Origin of the sequence: Nitratidesulfovibrio termitidis HI1, from assembly GCF_000504305.1 — a bacterium.
GTDB lineage: Bacteria > Desulfobacterota > Desulfovibrionia > Desulfovibrionales > Desulfovibrionaceae > Cupidesulfovibrio > Cupidesulfovibrio termitidis.
In genome coordinates this window covers 442418-461312 of the sequence record NZ_KI632512.1, presented here as the reverse complement: position 1 = coordinate 461312, position 18895 = coordinate 442418, and the positions used below count along the sequence as shown (strand labels likewise).

At 66.2% G+C, this 18895-nt stretch carries 16 protein-coding genes and 1 tRNA gene; 10 read left to right on the top strand and 7 right to left on the bottom strand.

All coding sequences use genetic code 11. From position 1 onward, the window contains the following. Window positions 1-48: 48 nt before the first annotated feature. From mutS to DESTE_RS02060, 6 genes are all read left to right on the top strand, one after another. Window positions 49-2781, top strand: a complete 2733-nt coding sequence (gene mutS / locus DESTE_RS02080; RefSeq protein ID WP_035069413.1) for a DNA mismatch repair protein MutS — start codon at window positions 49-51, stop codon at window positions 2779-2781. Further along, complete coding sequence (locus DESTE_RS02075) at window positions 2774-3391, top strand: hypothetical protein (protein WP_245590691.1); 618 nt, start codon at window positions 2774-2776, stop codon at window positions 3389-3391. Before mutS ends, DESTE_RS02075 begins: the two co-directional genes overlap by 8 nt. 115 nt (window positions 3392-3506) lie before the next feature. Further along, window positions 3507-4757 carry a diaminopimelate decarboxylase gene (gene lysA, locus DESTE_RS02070; protein WP_035064486.1) on the top strand — a complete coding sequence of 417 codons (1251 nt, stop codon included), beginning with the start codon at window positions 3507-3509 and terminating at the stop codon, window positions 4755-4757. A gap of 325 nt (window positions 4758-5082) precedes the next feature. Continuing rightward, window positions 5083-5850, top strand: a complete 768-nt coding sequence (locus tag DESTE_RS02065; RefSeq protein WP_035064484.1) for a LexA family transcriptional regulator — start codon at window positions 5083-5085, stop codon at window positions 5848-5850. A gap of 81 nt (window positions 5851-5931) precedes the next feature. Continuing rightward, on the top strand, window positions 5932-6096 hold the full coding sequence (locus DESTE_RS17840; RefSeq protein WP_012611502.1) for a hypothetical protein: 165 nt from the start codon (window positions 5932-5934) through the stop codon (window positions 6094-6096). A gap of 411 nt (window positions 6097-6507) precedes the next feature. Beyond that, window positions 6508-7758: a substrate-binding periplasmic protein gene (locus DESTE_RS02060; RefSeq protein ID WP_245590690.1), complete on the top strand. Its 1251-nt coding sequence runs from the start codon at window positions 6508-6510 to the stop codon at window positions 7756-7758. Window positions 7759-7818: 60 nt separating this feature from the next. Here DESTE_RS02060 and DESTE_RS02055 read toward each other — a convergent pair. From DESTE_RS02055 to rimI, 4 genes are all read right to left on the bottom strand, one after another. Then, window positions 7819-7905, bottom strand: a tRNA-Leu gene (locus DESTE_RS02055). 36 nt (window positions 7906-7941) lie between these two features. Then, window positions 7942-8277, bottom strand: coding sequence for a preprotein translocase subunit SecG (gene secG / locus DESTE_RS02050; protein WP_035064483.1), 336 nt, complete (start codon window positions 8275-8277; stop codon window positions 7942-7944). A 38-nt stretch (window positions 8278-8315) separates the two neighbouring features. Further along, window positions 8316-9071, bottom strand: coding sequence for a triose-phosphate isomerase (gene tpiA / locus DESTE_RS02045; protein WP_035064480.1), 756 nt, complete (start codon window positions 9069-9071; stop codon window positions 8316-8318). Between the two features lie 240 nt (window positions 9072-9311). Continuing rightward, entirely contained in the window at window positions 9312-9872 is a 561-nt protein-coding gene (gene rimI / locus DESTE_RS02040) for a ribosomal protein S18-alanine N-acetyltransferase (protein WP_051384261.1), read from the bottom strand. Between rimI and DESTE_RS02035 the strand changes: the two genes are divergently transcribed. Next, a complete protein-coding gene (locus tag DESTE_RS02035) occupies window positions 9871-10584 on the top strand; it encodes an NUDIX hydrolase (protein WP_342665685.1) in 714 nt (237 codons plus the stop codon). The two genes, rimI and DESTE_RS02035, sit on opposite strands and share 2 nt — an antisense overlap. Window positions 10585-10677: 93 nt before the next feature. Here the strand turns inward: DESTE_RS02035 and DESTE_RS02030 are convergent, their stop codons facing one another. From DESTE_RS02030 to DESTE_RS02020, 3 genes are all read right to left on the bottom strand, one after another. Continuing rightward, the gene (locus tag DESTE_RS02030) at window positions 10678-11544 is read right to left on the bottom strand and encodes an inositol monophosphatase family protein (RefSeq protein WP_156925236.1); all 867 of its coding nucleotides are present in this window, start codon (window positions 11542-11544) and stop codon (window positions 10678-10680) included. 120 nt (window positions 11545-11664) lie between these two features. Further along, complete coding sequence (gene mreB, locus DESTE_RS02025; RefSeq protein ID WP_035064477.1) at window positions 11665-12687, bottom strand: rod shape-determining protein; 1023 nt, start codon at window positions 12685-12687, stop codon at window positions 11665-11667. 50 nt (window positions 12688-12737) lie between these two features. After that, a complete protein-coding gene (locus DESTE_RS02020) occupies window positions 12738-13841 on the bottom strand; it encodes a GAF domain-containing protein (protein WP_035064474.1) in 1104 nt (367 codons plus the stop codon). Window positions 13842-14359: 518 nt separating this feature from the next. Between DESTE_RS02020 and DESTE_RS02015 the strand changes: the two genes are divergently transcribed. The 3 genes from DESTE_RS02015 (at window position 14360) to DESTE_RS02005 (ending at window position 18626) form a co-directional block, all read left to right on the top strand. Beyond that, entirely contained in the window at window positions 14360-16078 is a 1719-nt protein-coding gene (locus tag DESTE_RS02015; protein ID WP_035064473.1) for a hypothetical protein, read from the top strand. A gap of 346 nt (window positions 16079-16424) precedes the next feature. After that, window positions 16425-17513: a glycine cleavage system aminomethyltransferase GcvT gene (gene gcvT / locus DESTE_RS02010; RefSeq protein ID WP_035064470.1), complete on the top strand. Its 1089-nt coding sequence runs from the start codon at window positions 16425-16427 to the stop codon at window positions 17511-17513. A gap of 393 nt (window positions 17514-17906) precedes the next feature. Then, a complete protein-coding gene (locus DESTE_RS02005; RefSeq protein ID WP_035064468.1) occupies window positions 17907-18626 on the top strand; it encodes a 16S rRNA (uracil(1498)-N(3))-methyltransferase in 720 nt (239 codons plus the stop codon). Window positions 18627-18895 lie beyond the last annotated feature (269 nt).

Sequence of the window (18895 nt, the reverse complement as noted above, 5' to 3'; positions counted from 1 at the left end):
GCCACCACGGCGGCCACAGCCCGTGCCAATCCGTCGAAGCTCACCCCCATGTTCGAGCAGTACCTGCGCATCAAGGACGACTATCCGGATGCGCTGCTGCTCTACCGCATGGGCGATTTCTACGAAATGTTCTTCGACGATGCGGAAACGGCGGCGCGCGAACTGCAAATCGCCCTCACCTGCCGCAACCCCAACGCCGACCTGCGCGTGCCCATGTGCGGCGTGCCCCACCATTCTGTGGAAGGGTACATCACCCAACTGCTGGAAAAGGGCTTCAAGGTGGCCCTGTGCGACCAGATAGAAGACCCGCGCGAGGCCAAGGGGCTGGTCAAGCGCGCCGTCACCCGCGTGCTGACCCCCGGCACGGTGGTGGAGGACGCCAACCTCGACGCCAAGGGCCACAACTACCTGGGCGCGCTGTTCTGGGACGAGGACAAGGAGGCGGGCGGCTTTGCCTGGCTCGATTTTTCCACCGGCGAATGGTCTGGCCTGCACGCGAAAAAGGCCGCCGACCTGTGGCAGTGGGTGCGCAAGATGCAGCCCCGCGAACTGCTGGTGACCGAAAGCGCGCAGGTGCCCTCGTCCATGTCGCTCACCTCCACCCAGGTGGTGCGGGTGCCGGGCCGGGCGCCCTTCGACCTCAAGGCCGCCACGGAACGGCTGCTGCACGCCCAGGGCGTGCGCGACACCGGCGCGCTGGGCCTTGAAGGAAAGGATGAACTCGTCCGCTCGTGCGGGGCGCTGCTGGCCTACGTGGTGCAGACCCAGAAGCAGGACATCATCCACCTTGCCCCGTTCCGCCCCCTGAACCTGGGCCGCCACCTCCTCGTCGATGAAGTGACGGAGCGCAACCTGGAAATCTTCCGCCGCCTGGATGGCCGCAAGGGTCCGGGCACGCTGTGGCACGTGTTGGACCACACCCAGACCCCCATGGGCGGCCGCCTGCTGGAAGAACGCCTGCGCCACCCCTGGCGCGAGATGGGGCCCATAGAGGAAACCCAGGCGGCGGTAAGTTGGCTGTTCGAACGCGACGACACCCGGCGCGACCTGCGGGCCGGGCTGGACGAGGTGTACGACCTTGAACGGCTGACCACGCGCATCTTCCTGAACCGCGCCGCCCCCAAGGATTACGTGGCCCTGCGCCAGAGCCTGGCCGCCCTGCCCAGGGTGCGCGGCGTGCTGGAACGGCCGGAAACGCCCCACGGCAGCTACCCCACCGACGGCGAGGCACGCGGCGATGGCCGCCCGCCCTTCCTGCGCGCGGCGCTGAAGGGCTGGGACGACCTGTCCGACTATTTCGACCTGCTGGAACGCGCGCTGGTGGACAGCCCGCCCCACCTGGTCACCGAAGGCGGGCTGTTCCGGCCCGGCTTTCACGCCGAACTGGACGAACTGCTGGACCTTACCGAACACGGCGAGAACATGCTGCAGCAACTGCTGGCCGAGGAACAGGCCTCCAGCGGGCTGCCCCGGCTCAAGCTGGGCTTCAACCGGGTGTTCGGCTACTACTTCGAACTGCCGCGCACCGCGTCCGACGCCGTGCCCGAGCACTTCGTGCGCCGCCAGACCCTGGCCAACGCGGAACGTTTCACCACCCCCCGCCTGAAAGAACTGGAAGAAAAGCTGGTTTCGGCCAGCGACCGCCGCAAGTCGCTGGAATACAAATTGTTCCAGAAGCTGCGCGAAACCGTGTCCGAGGCGCGCCCCCGCGTGCTGTTCATGGCCGATCTGCTGGCAGGGTTCGATTATTGGCAGAGCCTTGCGGAAACGGCCCGCCGCTGGAACTGGACCCGCCCCGTGCTGGCGCAGGATACCGACATCCTGATCCGCGAAGGCCGCCACCCCGTGGTGGAGGCCATGCAGGGCAGCGCCAACTTCATCCCCAACGACCTGCGCATGGACGAGGCCCGGCGGCTGCTGCTGATCACCGGCCCCAACATGGCGGGCAAATCCACCGTGCTGCGCCAGACGGCCATCATCTGCCTGCTGGCCCAGATGGGCTCGTTCGTGCCCGCGCGCGAGGCGCGCCTGGGCATCGCCGACCGGGTATTCTCGCGGGTGGGGGCATCGGACAACCTGGCGCAGGGGCAGTCCACCTTCATGGTGGAAATGATGGAAACCGCGCGCATCCTGCGTCAGGCGGGCAAGCGCAGTCTGGTCATCCTGGACGAGATAGGGCGCGGCACCAGCACCTTCGACGGCCTGGCCCTGGCCTGGGCCGTGGTGGAAGAACTGGCCCGCCGCGCTGGCGGCACCATCCGCACCCTGTTCGCCACCCATTACCACGAGCTGACGGCACTGGAAGGGCGCATCCCCGGCGTGCACAACATGAACATCGCCATCCGCGAATGGGGCGGCGAAATCGTGTTCCTGCGCCGCCTGGTGCCCGGCCCGTCCGACCGCAGCTACGGCATCGAGGTGGCCCGGCTTGCCGGGGTGCCGCAGCCGGTGGTACAGCGCGCACGGGAACTGCTGCACGAACTGGAAAAGACCCGCGACGGCAGGGGGGATGCCCCCCGCGCCGCGCGCGCCGTGTTGCCGGGGCTGGACATGCCCGAACCGAAACAGGCCGCCAAACCGCGCGCCCTGCTTGCCGCGCGGGCGGAACCGGTGGCCCATCCGCTGCTTACCACCCTGCGCGACCTGGATACCGACCACCTGACGCCCATGGGGGCGCTGCAACTGCTCAACGAATGGAAACTGCTCTGGGGAGGCCCAGCCCATGCCGAAGATACCGTTCCCGACCAGCCCCCGGCAGCGCCGGGAGACGACCGTGCCTGACGCCTCCGCCCTGCCTGACGCCCCCGTCCTGACAGACGCATCCGTCCTGACAGACGCCCCCGTCCTGACAGACGCATCCGCACGGCGCACGCCCCGTGCCCGCCGCGTGGCCGCCGTCGCTGCCCTGTGCGCGGTGCTGGCGCTTGGGGCCGCGTGCGGCAAGAAGATCATGCCGGTACCCCAGGACCACCGCGAACTGTTCTCGTGGCGCAGCGTCACGGCCACGGCCACGACCAACGGCTGCATCGCCGCACGGGGCGAGGCCCAGGGCAACGTGGACAACATGGCCTCGGTGATCCTCGAAATCCAGCCGATAGACGGCAGCGCGGACAGCTGCGCCGGGTGCCCCTTCCAGGCCACGGCACGTCAGGAATTCTGGCCAGAAAAACAGATCACCCCGCAGGGTACCGCCATCGTGGAAGTGACCATGTGCCCCGATCGCAAGGCCCCGGCCTATCGCTGGCGCATGGTGGGCGTAAACGTGCTGACCCGTTTCGCGCATGCCCTGGGCAAGGTGCAGACGCTGGTGGTAGACCCCAACGCCCCCGGCCTCGAACTGCCGGTGGAAGATACCCGGCCCCAGCAGCAGACCGAAATCGTGGTTCCGTAGCATCCGGAGCCCGAAACCGCACGCGGCTTGCGGCATGCCCGCCTGGCGCCCCGCCCGGCTGACCTGCCCCACGTCAGCCGTGCTTTGCCAGCCCTGCTTATGACAGGAGAACCGCATGCACCACTTCCAGTACCGTGACGGCGAACTGCACGCCGAAGACGTGCCGGTGCGCGAACTGGCCAGTCGCTACGGCACCCCGTTGTACATCTATTCGGCGGCCACGCTGCGCCGCCATTTCCAGGCCTTCGACAGCGCGTTCACCGGCGTCGGCCACCTGACCTGCTATTCGGTCAAGGCCAACTCCAACGTGCACCTGCTGCGCCTGCTGTCGGAGATGGGCGCGGGCATGGACATCGTGTCCGGGGGCGAACTGCACCGCGCACTCGCCGCCGGGGTGCCCGGCCAGCGCATCGTGTACAGCGGGGTCGGCAAGCGCGACGACGAAATCCGCGCCGCACTGGAAGCGGATATCCTGCTGTTCAACGTGGAATCGATGCAGGAACTGGAACGCATCGACGCCGTGGCCGGGCAGATGGGCCGCACCGCCCGCATCGGCGTGCGCATCAACCCGGACGTGGACCCGAAGACCCACCCGTACATCTCCACGGGCATGCGCAACAACAAGTTCGGGCTGGACATGGAACAGGCCCAGGCGGCCTACCTGCTGGCCCGCGACCTGCCCAACGTCGTGCCCGTGGGCATCGACTGCCACATCGGCTCGCAGCTCACCACCCTGGCCCCGTTCCTGGAAGCGCTGGACCGGGTGCTGGACTTCCACGAACGGCTGCGCGACCTGGGGCTTGCCATCACCCATCTGGACCTTGGCGGCGGACTCGGCATCACCTATGGGGAGGAAACCCCGCCCCATCCCAAGGAATTCGGCGAGGCCGTCTCCGAACGGCTGCGCGGGCGCGGGTTGTCGCTGATCCTGGAGCCGGGGCGGGTCATCGCGGGCAACGCCGGCATTCTGGTGGGCCGGGTAATCTACACCAAGTCCACGCCCAGCAAGAACTTCATCATCGCGGACGCGGCCATGAACGACCTTGTCCGCCCCTCGCTGTACCAGTCGTACCACCGCATCGCAGAGGTGCAGCCCGCCGGGCGCGACGAGATCACCGCCGACGTGGTGGGCCCCATCTGCGAATCGGGCGACTTTCTGGCGCGCGACCGCATCCTGCCGGGCATGCAGCAGGGCGACCTGCTGGCGGTGTTCTCCGCCGGGGCGTACGGCTTTTCCATGAGCTCCAACTACAACTCGCGCCCCCGCGCAGCCGAGGTGCTGGTGGACGGGGCAACGGCGCGGTGCATCCGCAAGCGCGAGACCCTGGCCGATCTGGTGGCCCCGGAACTGCACGCGGAAGAGTGAACCTCCAGGCGCACAGCCTTGCGCCTGTGCGCCCGGACGGGCATGCAAGCACCATCAAGGGGGTCCTGCGGACCCCCTTTCGCATTGCCGGGACAGACGCCGCGCGCACGGAACTACGGCCATCATACCAATTTAAAAGAATAAATTTAAACAGCGCTCGTCAGTCAAATTCTTGCCTGCACCCGGCAAATTCTTGCTTGCGCTCGACGAATTTTTGCTTGCACCCGGCACGGAATCTTGTTTATAAAAGTGAACACGACGGCCGGAACAGCCTCACGCAGCCATTGCACCACAGGCGGCAAAACCGCCAGCACAGGACACCACCATGCCGGATGCCTTCGACACTTTCTTCGCCCGGGTCATGCAGGGCACGGACATCACCACGCAGCAGGCTCTTGCCCGCGTGCTGGGGGTGAACCGTAGCGCCATCACCCAGGCCAAGAACCGCGATGCCATCCCGCAGAAATGGATTCTGCGGCTCTCACGGGTGTACGGACTGTCACCCGACTGGCTGGAATACGGGCGCGGCACCCCTCGCCCTGCTCCACTGGCGCAGACCTTCGCGGCAGCGGCACACGGAACGGTTCACCCCGCGCCGCTGGCTGCCGCCGGGGCGGTTCGCGGACGTACGGCAGCATTGCGCCCGGCCATGCCTGCCTCGCCCCTTGCGGATCTGCCCCCCGCCGTGCACATGGTGCCCAAGGTCCGTGCCCGCCTGAGCGCTGGCGGCGGCTCGTTCGAGGTGCAGGCCATGCCCGTGGGCGGCCAGCCCTTCGCGCATGCCTGGCTGGCCCGCAAGGGTACCCCTTCGGCCATGGTGCTCATGGATGTGGTGGGTGACAGCATGGAACCGGAAATCCGCGACGGCGACACCGTACTGGTGGACCGCGCCACCGAAGACCTGCGCTTCGGCCAGATCTATGCCGTGGGCCTGGAAGATGCCGTGCTGGTCAAGCGCATCATGCGCACCCCGGACGGCCTTGCCCTTGTCAGCGACAACCCCGCGTACTCGCCCATCCGCGTGCGTGGCGACGAACTGGAACAGTTCCGCGTCATTGGCCGGGTTGTCTGGCTGTGCCGGGAACTGGGGTAACCCCCTTTTTTATCCGGCATGTTCACTTTTATAAACACATCAACGGGCGGCATGCCCCGCCGCCTCATCAGGGAGACCGTCATGCAACAGCGTTTCTGCACCTGCGGCCATCAGCTCTGGGTTCTGTACAGCTCCATCGAACGCAAGTTCCGCACCATGTTCTTTGCCGGTACCTGCTTCAGCGGCAAGCGCGTGGACATCTGCCCCTGCTGCGGCGCCCCCCTCGACATCAACCGCCTGAACTAGGACGGCGTGTTGCGCCTCCCGCTGCGGCTTCACCACGCACCTGCCCGCCCCGAAATCCCGGCTCCACCGGGCGCGGCCCGTCGCCACACCACGCGGCGGGCCGCCGGGACGCCTTCACCCTGCCCTGGTGCGTAGCCTCCCCCCAGACATCCCCACCTTTTCCCCGTCTATGTGCAGGGCGCACCAGCATTGACCCGCCCCCCGCGCCTGGTGATAGTATCGACAAACCGTAAACGCCGCGTACATACCCACGCAAGCCCTGTACCCGGTCAGCCCCTCGGGCATCCGTCCCATGGTCGTTCGCTTATGCCAGGCAGCACTATCCCCTCCCCATCCAGCGCCGCGGGCGAGCCGCCTGTGGGCTCCACGCCGTGCCCTTGCCCCACAATGGCGCCCAGGGCCATGCCACCCATGCTTCTTGCCCGTGCCTGTGCCCGCGCGCTGCGCACCTGTCTGACCGTGTTGCCTCATTGCGCCATGTTGAGCTTGCGCGCCGTGTTGTGCGTGTGGGCCGTATTGTGCGTGTGCATTGTCTGCCCACCCCCTGCCGATGCATTTACCCTGCTCACGGAAGACCTTCCTCCCTTCAACTTCGTTCAGGACAATGCGGCACGTGGCCCCGGCGTGGATATCGTCATGGAAGTCCTGCGCCGCAACGGCCTTGGCGCATCTCCCGGAGACATCCGGGTGTTGCCCTGGCCCAGGGCCTTCCAGCTTGCCCTCAATACCCCCGATGCCCTGCTGTTCTGCGCCGCGCGCACGCCGGAACGCGAAAAACTGTTCAAATGGGTAGGGCCGGTCATGCGGGTTACCGTTGGTACCGTGGTACGCAAGAACAGCCGCCTGTCTCCCCGGAAATGGCGCGATCTGCAGGGCCTGCGCGTGGGCACGGTGCGTAATACCGTAGGGGAACAGCTGCTGATCGAGCAGGGGGTGCCCTCCGCCATGTTGCACGCCGCAACCACCCCAGGCGATGCGGTGCGCATGCTGGTCGCCGGAAGAGTGGACGTGCTGGCTTTCAACATCCATTCCACCCTGTACATGATGGAACAGGGTAACATCGACAGCGCGGAATACACCGTCTCCATGGTGCTCCAGAAGCTGGACCTGTACATGGCGTTCAACCCCGACGTTGACAGCGCCCTGCTGGACCGCCTGCAATCCACCCTGGATGCCCTGCGCTGCAACGGTGGCAGTCCGGGCGCCAGCGATTTCGCCCGCATGGTGCAGCCCTATTCCCCGTATTTTCCGTCCGGTTCATTCCCGGAAGAACGCAACTGCCCCCACCTCCGCCCCGCCGATCCAGAGTTACCCCATCAAGCACTACGCCTTCCTATTGATAATCCTATTTATACCATGTATAGTATACTGCGTTTTAATTATAAACTAGGGAGTTCCCAAATGCCGTTCTTCATTCCAGCCTTTGCCGTGGCCGGGGGAGTCTGCCTTGTCGTGTGGGGGGCAAAAAAAATCTTCCACAATGACGATAGCGCAGATCAACTCACCGCCAAATTCGTCGCTTCCTTGCCTGCTCACCTTGGAAAACATGTGAAACGGGTTAGTATAGACAAGGACAAAGGTATCTCTATCGACTTCAATGACAATACACCCGAAGACGCAAAAAAAGAAATCAGGGATAACATCAAGCCCCCTCTCGAATAGACTGGAAACGCGAAAAGGCCCCATATGGGGCCTTTTCCGCTCGCCTGCGCGATACTCCGATGGTGCCGAGGAAGGGACTCGAACCCTTACAGGATTTCTCCCACTACCCCCTCAAGATAGCGTGTCTACCAATTCCACCACCTCGGCACGGGGTTGGCGCAGGGCGCGCCGAAACTTGCGCTGCTAGTTGGACTTCTGTTCGGCCGGAGCGGCGGGAGCAGGCACGGCAGGGGCCGCCGGAGCGGGCTGCACGTCTTCCAGCTTCACGTCAAGGATGGTCGAATCGTCCGACTTGCGGCTGCTGGTGAGCACGTTGTACGACAGCGACGTGATGATGAACAGAACCGCCAGAAACGCGGTCAGCTTGGCAAGCATGCCGCCAGCGCCAGTGCTGCCGAACAGCGAGGTGTTGCCGCCGCCGAAGATCACGCCCATGCCTTCCTTGCCGGACTGCAGCAGCACCAGCACGATCAGGGCAAGACACGCGACCACATGCAGGGTCAGGATCAGGGTCTGCACCGTACTCTCCTTGTGAAAACTCCGCGCCGGGGCACGGCTTACGCCAGAATGATGCGGCTGAACGAGTCAGCCTGCAAAGAAGCGCCTCCTACCAAGACACCGTCCACATTGTCAAGGGCAATGATTTCACGGGCGTTCTCGGGCTTGACGCTGCCGCCGTACAGGATGCGCACCGCACTGCCCGCCTGGCCGTAGCGGGTCACCAGCAACTGGCGCACCAGGGCATGGGCCTCCACGATTTCCGGCGGTCCGGCCACCTTGCCCGTGCCGATGGCCCACACGGGTTCATAAGCCACGGCAATGGCATCCGGCACGGCATCTCCCTTCACCCCGGCAAGGCCGGTGGCCAGCTGGCGTTCCAGCACCTCGCCCAGACGGCCCGCCTCACGCTCCTCGATGGTTTCGCCAATGCACAGCACTACCTTGAGCCCGGCATTGATGCTGAACGCGGTCTTGGCGCCCACCAGTTCATCACTCTCGCCGATGATGTGGCGCCGCTCCGAATGGCCGGTGAGCACCCAGGTGCAGCCGCAATCTATGAGCATGCCGGGCGAAATCTCGCCGGTGTAGGCTCCTTCCGCCGCCGGATACACATCCTGCCCGCCGACCGAAAAGCCCTCGGCATGGCGCAACGCATCGGCCACGGGCGACAGCGCGGTGAACTGCGGAAAGATCACCACCTCGCGGTCGTCCGGCAGCGTGTCCGCCGTCAGCGCCGCCAGCGAGGCGGCGGTGGTCCGCGCTTCCCCGGCGGTCTTGTACATCTTCCAGTTGGCGGCCATGAGCTTCTTCATGCGGGTCTCCGGACGGTGTTGCGTGAAAGGTGAACGGTGGCGGACGGGTGTGCCCGTCCGAAATATCTGCCTGTCCGGTACCGCACCCGGTGCCGACCGAATGCCGACGGCGGGACGCAGGAAGGCCGCAAAATCAAGCCGTGCCGAAATCCATGGCGATCTCGCCCGGCCCGGCGTCTTTAATACCATCGCCGGGCATTACCGCCGGGCATCATCAACAGACGTCACCGACAAGCGCCATCAGGAAGCATCGGCCTCACCGGGAGCATGCCCTCCGCTCGGGGCCGCGCAATCCGGCTCGCGGCAGGTCCAGCCCGCAAGATCGCATTCGTAGATGATGGCGTCTTCGCCGGTATCGCCGTAGTAGTGCGGCCGCACGCCCGCACGGGTGAACCCCAGCCCTTCGTACAGGCCGATGGCCGGTGCATTGCCAGTGCGGACCTCAAGCACGGCCCTATGTATGCCCATTTTGGCGCCCACTTGCAACAGGATGGCCAGCAGGCGGCGGCCCAGACCGCGCCGCCGCTGGTCGGGGTGCACGGCCACGTTGAGTATTTCCAGCTCTCCCGCCAGGTGGTACACAGCCACGTACGCCACAAGCCGCCCCGCATCGCGCAGGCCGAACACCGAAAACACCTTGCGTTCGAAGGCCAGGTGAAACTGCTCTTCGCTCCACGGGGTGGAAAAGCACCGGCGTTCCAACTCGGCAACTTCGGCGATGTCGCCGGAGCCCAGGCGAAAAAATTCCGCTCTCGGGCCGCACTGGCCCCCGCCGGATCCGGAACAGACAGGAGACTGCATGGGCAAACGCCCTCCTTCACGTACTGCGGACGATGCGGTCGAACCCCGCCGTCCTTCACCCATCGCCAAGGGCTGGCGCGCCAAACCCCGTGGCCGGACGGCCCCCCGCCGTTCCGTCAGGGCCAGACCAGGGCATCAGGACGACGCGCCCCCCGCTGATGGCGTGGAATACCTGGAAATTACCGACGAGCGCGACCGGCCCCTGATGGTCATGCCCATTGCCCAGGCGCGCCGCCAGCCGCTGCGCCACCGGGTGGTGCTGGTCATGCTGCATGACGCGGAAGGCCGCGTGTACCTGCAAAAACGCGCCGCGACCAAGCATCTGTACCCCGGGCACTGGGACCTTTCGGCCACCGGGCATGTACTGGCCGGAGAATCGCGCGAGGACGCCGCCCTGCGCGAACTGCGCGAAGAACTGGGCATTGCCGCCGGGCGCCTGATACGCAGGGCGGAAATTCCGGCCACGGAGGCCACCGGCTACGCCCACATCACCCTGTTCGCTGCCGGGCCCGTGGGCGAAGCGCCCCAGCCCAACCCCGAGGAAGTGGCCGACGGCATGTTCGTGGATGCCGACGAACTTGATGCGCTGCTTGAACACTTTCGGGACATGCTGACGCCAGCGCTGGTCTGGGCCACGGAGCGCGGTGACGTGTTTCGCGACATGCCGGCCCCGCCCCACTCCATGGAGCCTGAACTGCCCGAATCGTCCTGAATCGGCCGACACTGCTCCGAACCGGCTGACGTTGCTTCGAACCGGTCGACGCGGATCCGAGCGCCCAAATGATCCGAACCGGCCCGAGCCCGCCTACAGCGCCAGCACCGCGCGCATGGCCTCGTGCACCCGGCCATTGCTGGCCAGAATGCCCTCGTTGGCAAAATCGTACGGCGCGCCGTCGAATCCGGTCACGCATCCGCCCGCCTCTTCCACCAGCAGCCAGCCCGCCGCCGTGTCCCACGGCTTCAGGTCCGCCTCGTAGAAGGCGTCGAACCGTCCGGCCGCCACGAAGGCCAGGTCTATGGCCGCGGCACCGCAACGGCGCACGCCGCGCGTGGTGACAAGGGTCTTGCGCAGCCGCGCCAGCACCGTGTCCACGTCCTCGCGGATGGTGTAGGGAAAGCCGGTGGCCACCACGGCCTGCTCCAGCGGCTCGCGGTCGGAAACGCGCAGCGGTTCGCCGTTGCAGAACGCCCCGCCGCCCAGCACCGCCCAGAAACATTCGCCCAGCACCGGCGCATTGACGACGCCCAGCACCACGCGCCCCTCGTGCCACAATCCCACGGAGGTGGCCACGAACGGCAGCGAATGCGCAAAGTTGGTGGTGCCGTCGATGGGGTCGATGATCCAGCAGGTGCCCTGCGGCGTGCGCGAGGTGGCGCTTTCCTCGGCCATGAAGGTGACGCCGGGCACAACGTCCTTCAAGCGGTCCTTGAGGAATGCCTCCACCGCAAGGTCGGTTTCGGTCACCAGGTCGATGCGCCCCTTGAGCCGGATGTTGCGCGGCTTGCGCCAGTGGTCCATGACCAGGGCGCCGCTTTCGCGGATGATCTCCAGAATGCGGGGCAACTGCCCGGCAAAGGGGGAAGCGGCAAGGCCGGAAGGGGATGCCGAAGACGAACCGGAAGGAACTGATGAAGGCTTGCCGGAAGGAAGTGACGAAGGCTTGCTGGACATGATGGCTCGTTGCGGGGGAGCGTGACCGCGCCCGTGCTTGCGGCGTCTGCACGACCGAGGGCGTGCAGGGCCGCCCCCCTGGGGGAAGGAGGATCCGGCCCGCCCGCCGCCGGGCGACGTCTAGTTGATGTACACGCGGCGGTAGAACTTGCCGTCGTCCAGGGTGCGCCCGGTACCGCGCACCACGGTGGTCAGCGGGTCGTCGTCGATGATGACCTTCAGGCGCGTCTCGCGCGAAACAAGCGCGCCCAGGCCCTTCAGCAGTGCGCCGCCCCCCGCCAGCAGCATGCCGTTGCTGGCGATGTCGGCGGAAAGTTCCGGCGGGGTCTTTTCCAGCGCCTTGCGGATGGCCATGATGATCACCCGCACCGGCTCCTGCAAGGCCTCGCGCACATGGCCGTCGGTAACGCGCACCACCTTGGGGGTGCCGCTCACCATGTCCTTGCCGGACACCTCTACCATCAGCTGTTCCGGCAGGGGAAAGGCGGAACCGATGGCCATCTTGATGCGCTCGGCGGTGTTCTCGCCGATGAGCAGCTGGAATTCTTCCTTGAAGTAGCGTTGCACCGCCTGGTTCATGGCGTCGCCCGCCACCCGCACCGATTCCGCGTAGGCGATGGCGGACAGGGTGATCACCGCCACCTCGGTGGTGCCTCCGCCGATGTCCACCACCATGTTGCCCAGCGGCTCGTGGATGGGCAGGTTGGCCCCGATGGCCGCGGCCATGGGCTCCTCCACCAGACGCACGTCGCGCGCGCCAGCCTGGTGGGCCGATTCGATGACCGCGCGCTTCTCCACCTGGGTGATGCCCGTGGGCACGCAGATGACGATGCCGGGCTTGACCAGCGAAAAACCGCTGATGACCTTGCGGATGAAGAAGGCGATCATCTGCCGCGTCACCTCGAAGTCGGCGATGACGCCGTCCTTCATGGGGCGGATGGCGCGGATGCGCCTGGGGGTGCGGCCAAGGAATTCCTTGGCCTCGCGGCCCACCGCGAGCACGGTGTTGCGGTCGGTTTCCAGGGCGACCACCGAAGGCTCGTTCAGCACGATGCCCTCGGCACGGGTATACAGCAGCGTGTTGGCCGTACCCAGATCCATGGCAAGGTCCTTGCCCAGGAAACCGAACAGTCTGCGCAGCATCTGGTGGCTCTCGCGGTTGCGGTGTCGGGCGACGATGCCCGTCGGCGGCGTCAGTCGTCGGTGTCGGAATCGGGGCGGTCGTGCGGGGCGGGCGCGGGCACGCGGCGTTCCAGCCGGGCCTTGGGCAACAGTTCGCGCAGCCTGCTCTTCAGGTACAGGTTCTCCAGAAACAGGGCCAGATGATCCACCGACATGCGGGTGAAGGCGCGCAGGTCGTCGGGGATGACGCATGGCTCGCCGTGGCCCAGGCACAGCACCCCGCGCGTGACCTTGTTGATCATCAGCGGCAGGCACATGACCGAACGGAAGGCGGGCATGTGCGCCCCCTTGCCGAACAGCGGAGCCATGGGCGCGCCGTCGGTGCCCTCGGTGTACACCGGGGCGTCGTTGCGGAACACCCAGCCCACGATGCCGTTGCCGATGGGGTACATGGGCGCATCGCCCTTGCCCAGCAGCAACGGGTGGCTTTCGCCTTCCAGGATGTAGTTCTGGCCGTCGCCGTCGCGGGCGGCGAACAGCGCGTGGTCGAAGCCGGTGGCCTCGGCCATCAGGCGCAGGAATTCGGCCAGGAATTGCGGCCAGCGGCTGATGCGCCCGCGCAGTTCGCTGATTACCTGCAACGCCGCGTAATAGCGGGTCAGGCTGGCCTGTCCGGCCCCCTGGCACACCACGCCCTGCACCCCCGAAATGAGGTCGGCGAACAGTTGCAGGATCTTCTGGTCCTTGTCGGAAAAGGAGTACTGCCGCTTGCTGTCGATGCACAGCGCGCCGCCGCCCGGCACCGGGCAGCCCATGAAGGCCTTGATGGTGGCCTCCTCGTTGCTGCGGTAGTAGCCAAGATGGCTCTGGCGCTGGTCGAAGTTGTTGACCAGCAGCGGCTCGCGGTTGCGGATGATCCAGCCCACCAGCCCGCGCCCCGGGGCGATGGCCGTCCCCGTGTCCACCATGTCGCCCAGGCTGAAGCTGGCGGCAAGGCGGTGCAACTGGCTGTCGCGGTCCAGCGCGGCGGTGGCCGCCGCCGTGGCGGCGCCGGCCGAAAGGTCGGCAGTGCTTTCGGCGCTGGTTCCGTCCGGCAGAAAGAGCACGGCGGAATACGCGTCGAACACGCTGCAAATGATGGCAAGAATGCGTTCGTGGCAACGTTGGCTGTTCATATCCGGTTCCTCTCCGGCCCCGTGCGGGGCCCGGAGTTCATGGCGTATGGCGTGCGGCCCGGCTGAAGCCCACGGTGGCGCGCGCGGTGGACGAAACGAAGGCGGATGACAGCCTATCCCCGCGCGATGCCGCCCGCAAGGGGACGGGCGGCGTATGGCGAACGGGAAGAAAAAATACCCGTCGCGGCAGAACCGTCGCGAGCGTACAGGCGCCAGGCCGGGGCGTGCGTTGCCGCACTGCGGCAATGCCGCTGCGGCCCATCGCTCCGTTTCAACCGGTGCTTTAACAAAGCCGGGCAGGTTCCCGCAACAGCCGCACGCCCGTCCTGGGCCCGCGCGCCGCGGCGCCCACGGCGCGTGGACACCGCGAAACCCTTGTGCCGGAACCTTTGTCCGTCACATTATGGTAGAATTTTTTTAGAAAAAAAAATAGGCTTGGATATCGCAAAGGGGCAACTGCAATCCGCCTCGCCATGCCGGAGGGGAATGGCGAAGCGCCACGTGCATCAGGACGGCACATGAAGATCACCCTGAAAAACGCCTTCAGCAAGGGAGAGTTCATCTACCGCGAGGACGGTCTGCTGTCCGAGCCGGTGGAGCTTACGTCGCTTGCCGCGCTGAAGCGCTTTCTCGACGTGGTGCACGTCAAGCAATGCCTGTTGCGCCCCTTTTTCGAGCACGCCGACTACCCGCTGGTGGAATCGCGCGAGTTGCTGCCTTCGTTCGAAGCCGACCTGTGGGAATACAAGCACCTGCCCGGCTTCAGCATGGCGGCCTTCGAACGGCCCCTCAACTACTTTCAGGAAGTCTTCCAGTTCGACATCCTGCACCCGGTGCTGGATACGGCCAGCGTGGCGGAAGGCGCGTCGTGCCCGCTGGAATCGCAGGTCATCGCCCGCAACGTGCAGGCCATGCAGACCCGCCTGCCCAAGGCCTTTCAGGAATCCTTCCGCCAGCGCTTCGGGCGGTTCGACACCTCCGTGCTCGACTACTACCCCGCCCTGATGCCCTTTCTGCTGGCCATGGACCGCGCCCAGGTCTTCGCGCTGGACAGCTTCGGCCATTTCCATCTGGGCGGGGTGTACGCCTCGTTCCCGTCCGACCTCGACAGCGAGATCAAGCGCTTCGGCATGCGCATCGGCAAGTTCGACGTGGGCGACAACGAGATGTACGAACGCAACCGGCTGTTCGTGTACCAGTACCTGATGGAACTGTACGGCTTTCCCATCGTGTCGGAACGCCGCACCTCCAGCGCGCTGTTCGCGCGGCGGCTGCACAAGATGGGCGAACGTTTCATGATCCGCGTGCTGGGCCAGTCGGACCGCACCATCACCACCATGATCGGCGAGGGCGATTCGCGCCCCTACCCCCGCGTGGAAAAGCTGGCCTTGGTGCGCGTGGACGCCGACCAGGAAGAGGCCCTGCGCGCCATCGACGAGGCGGGCTATTTCCTGGACCGCGAACGGCGCGTGGTCATTCTGCGGGTGACCTACCGGCAGCACAAGTTCAACCCCGACAACGTGCGGCAGGACCGCGCCCTGTCCGTGGAATCGCAGGAAGTCATTCACCCGGTGACCGGGCAGGCGCTGGGCGACCTGAACATCATCAAGGACGCCAGCAACATGTTCCTGCGCCTGAACGACATAACCCGTGGCGAATACACGGGCAGGATCATCTTCAAGCGCAACGAGATCGTCGAAAACACCGATACGGACGAAAAACGCCTGAAGTTCCTGTACGCGTGGCTGTCCAAGCACCAGCGGCGCATCATCGGCTACAGCGACGAATTCTTTGCCAACGTGATCAAGGTGCTGGACAACTACCTGCTCTCGCCGGACAACTACGAGGCCTTCGGCCATCTGCACGAGCTCTACCAGGAGGTCTGGGCCAAATACAGCTACATCCAGCAGGCCCGCAAGGTGCGCTACTTCGAGGACATCCAGGACCGCGAATACCGGGGCGAACGCATCGGCTACCGGCGCATGCTGGCAGAGGCGGTGCAACTGCTGCACGGGCTGAAGTTCGAAATCGTCAGCTATTTCGACACGCTGGTCTCCAGCGTCATCGCCATTGGCGAAAACATGCTCAACGACCGCTATCTGCTGCGCACCTACATTGAAAAGCGCGACGACGAACTGACCCCCGGCGGCCTCGAAATCAAGCGCAACTACGGCAAGTTGGTGGCGCTGGTGGACGAGTTCCGGGCCATCCAGCGCACCCGCAAGGTCGCCGCGTAGCGGACCGCAGCCCTGCGCGGCAGCGCAGGCCATGCCGTGCGGCATGGCGCGCCGCCGGTCGCCCGGTATGGCCGCATGCGGCACCTGCGATGCATGCGGCGCGCGAGGATACCCGGCCCGCAACACCGCCCACCGCCCCGGCTGTCCAAACCGTCACGCGCCCATCCTGTCCACCCCCAACCGGTCGCCAGCCGGTTGCCGCAAATCTCGTCTCGCGCTATTTCTGGCGCGCGCCGCACGGCGCACCGAATTTCCGCGCCGGATGCAGGACCGCCTTGCCCCGGCGCAGCGCGCCCCCATACCACATGACCGCGCCAACCCCAACGGAGACACGAAGGAGCACCCCTTGTCGGACCTGCTGCAAACCCCGCTTTCCGCGTGGCACCGGGCCGCCGGGGCCAAGATGGCCCCCTTTGCCGGGTGGGACATGCCCATCCAGTACCCCACCGGCATCATCGCCGAGCATGTGCAGACGCGTGAATCCGCCGCCCTGTTCGACATCTGCCACATGGGCGAATTCACCCTGTGCGGCCCCGGCGCGCGCGAGGCGCTGTCCCGCGCCGTCAGCCACAATCTGGAAACGCTGAAGCCGGGCCGTTGCCGCTACGGCTTTCTGCTGAACGAGGCGGGCGGCATTCTGGACGACCTCATCGTGTACTGCATCGCCGAGGACGACTACATGCTGGTGGTCAACGGCGCCTGCACGGAAAGCGATTTCGCCGCCCTGCGCTCGCGCCTGCCCGCCGCCCTGCCCTTCGAGGACATCTCGGCCCGCACCGCCAAGCTGGACCTGCAAGGCCCGAAATCGTTCGACGTGCTGGAAGCGGTGCTGGGCGAAAGCTTCCGCGACCTGCCCTACTTCGGCTTCCGCTCCGTGACCTTCGGCGGCGCGCCGCTGCTGGTCAGCCGCACCGGGTATACCGGCGAACTGGGCGTGGAACTGTACCTGCCCTGGGACAAGGCCGAGGCCCTGTGGACCGCCCTGCTGGCCGACGAGCGCGTGAAGCCCGCGGGCCTTGGCGCGCGCGACACCCTGCGTCTGGAAGTGGGCCTGCCCCTGTACGGCCACGATCTGGACGACACCCACACTCCTGCGGAAGCGGGCTACGGCGGAATGCTGACAAACCCCGCCGACTACGTGGGCAAGGGCGCGGACCGCGAAGTGCGCGAACCGCTGGTGGCGTTGTCCATCCCCGGACGCCGCAGCGCCCGCCACGGCGACGTGGTGGCCCTGCCCGACGGCACCGTGGCGGGCGTGGTGACCAGCGGGTCGTTCTGCCCCTCGCTGGGCTACGCCGTGGCGCTGGCCCGCGTGGCCGCCGCCCATGCCGAGGCCCCGGCCTTCGTGGTCAAGGCTGCCAAGGTGGAACTGGAAGCCACCCGCGTGGGACTGCCGTTTTACACGCAGGGGACTGCGCGGACCAAACTGGCCTAGGGGCTGTTTTCAAATTGTCCTTTCGCCCGTTGGCTACGTCAAACTTCACCCGCCATTCCGGTCGAATACGATAAGAGTATACTCCCGTCATGGCGGGCTTGTTTTCCTTGCCAACAAACGAAAATCCTAATTTGAAAACCGCCCCTTAGCGCGCGGCGTCTTTTTCCTGCTGGCTGCGTCAAACGCCGCAGCGAAGGCCAGTTGGCATTACGTCGCTTCTGTTGTTTGCTATACCCCCAATTAAAAAGTTTGGGGGGGAGGGGTCCGGGGAGGGAGACCTTTTGCGGCAGCCGTTAGGCGAGCGCCTTGCGCGAGCCTTACGGATGGCGACCGCAAAGCGAAAAGGTCCCCTCCCCGGTTCGTCTTACAATCCATACCTCCCGGAGCATCACCATGCGCACCTTCTTCCTGCCGCCCGAACGCTGGGCAGAACCGTACCTGCTCGAAGGGCAGGAGGCCCGCCATCTGGTCAAGGTGGTGCGGGTGCGCGAGGGCGATACGGTGCGCCTGCTGGACGGCCAGGGACGCGAAGGCGAGTTCCGGGTCACGGACACGGAAAAGGCCCTGGTGCGCCTGGAACCTGTGTCGATCACCGAGCACCCGGCCCCGGCATCGCAGGCGGTGCTGGCCATCGGCTGGGGCAAGGAAGTGCGCCGGGGCTGGCTGATGGAAAAGGCGGTGGAGCTTGAGGCGGGCGGCGTCTGGCTGTGGCAGGCCGAACGCAGCCAGTCGCGCGTGCCCGAGGAAACCAAAGAATCGTGGCACGCCCAGATGGAGGCAGGGGCCAAACAGAGCCGCAACCCGTGGCTGCCGGAACTGCGCACCCTGCCCGGCGGCGTGGCCGAACTGGCCGAGGCCAGCCGCGATTTCGCCAAGCGGTTCATCCTGTGGGAAGGCGACACCGGCGGCGTGCTGCTGGGCGCCGGGGATCTGGGTCAGCCGGGGCGCACCCTGTTCGTGGTGGGCCCGGAAGGCGGTTTCTCCGACCGCGAGGTGGCCGCGCTGCTGGATTCCGGCATGCAGGCCGTCAGCCTTGGCAACCGGGTGCTGCGCTGGGAGACGGCGGCCATGCTCTGCCTGGGGCTGCACTGGTGGGCCCGGCAGGGGCAGTAGCAACCGGCGCAGTCTGCGACGGATGCGCGGGCAGCCCGCATGCCGCACCGGCCCTTCCCTCACGAAAGCCCCGCTCATTGGGCCATCCATCGGGCGGCTTTGGTCACCAGACTCCGCGGTCCCGAGTTGCGCACCCACCTTTTCCTTGTGCAGCGGGACTGATACACAGGACCGAGGCCGCAGGTCCGGCTTGCCCGGCACCATCCGTCCGCAAGCAGGCCGGGTGCCTGCTCCTGCATGCGCAGGCCCGGCCATGCATCCCCGACCAA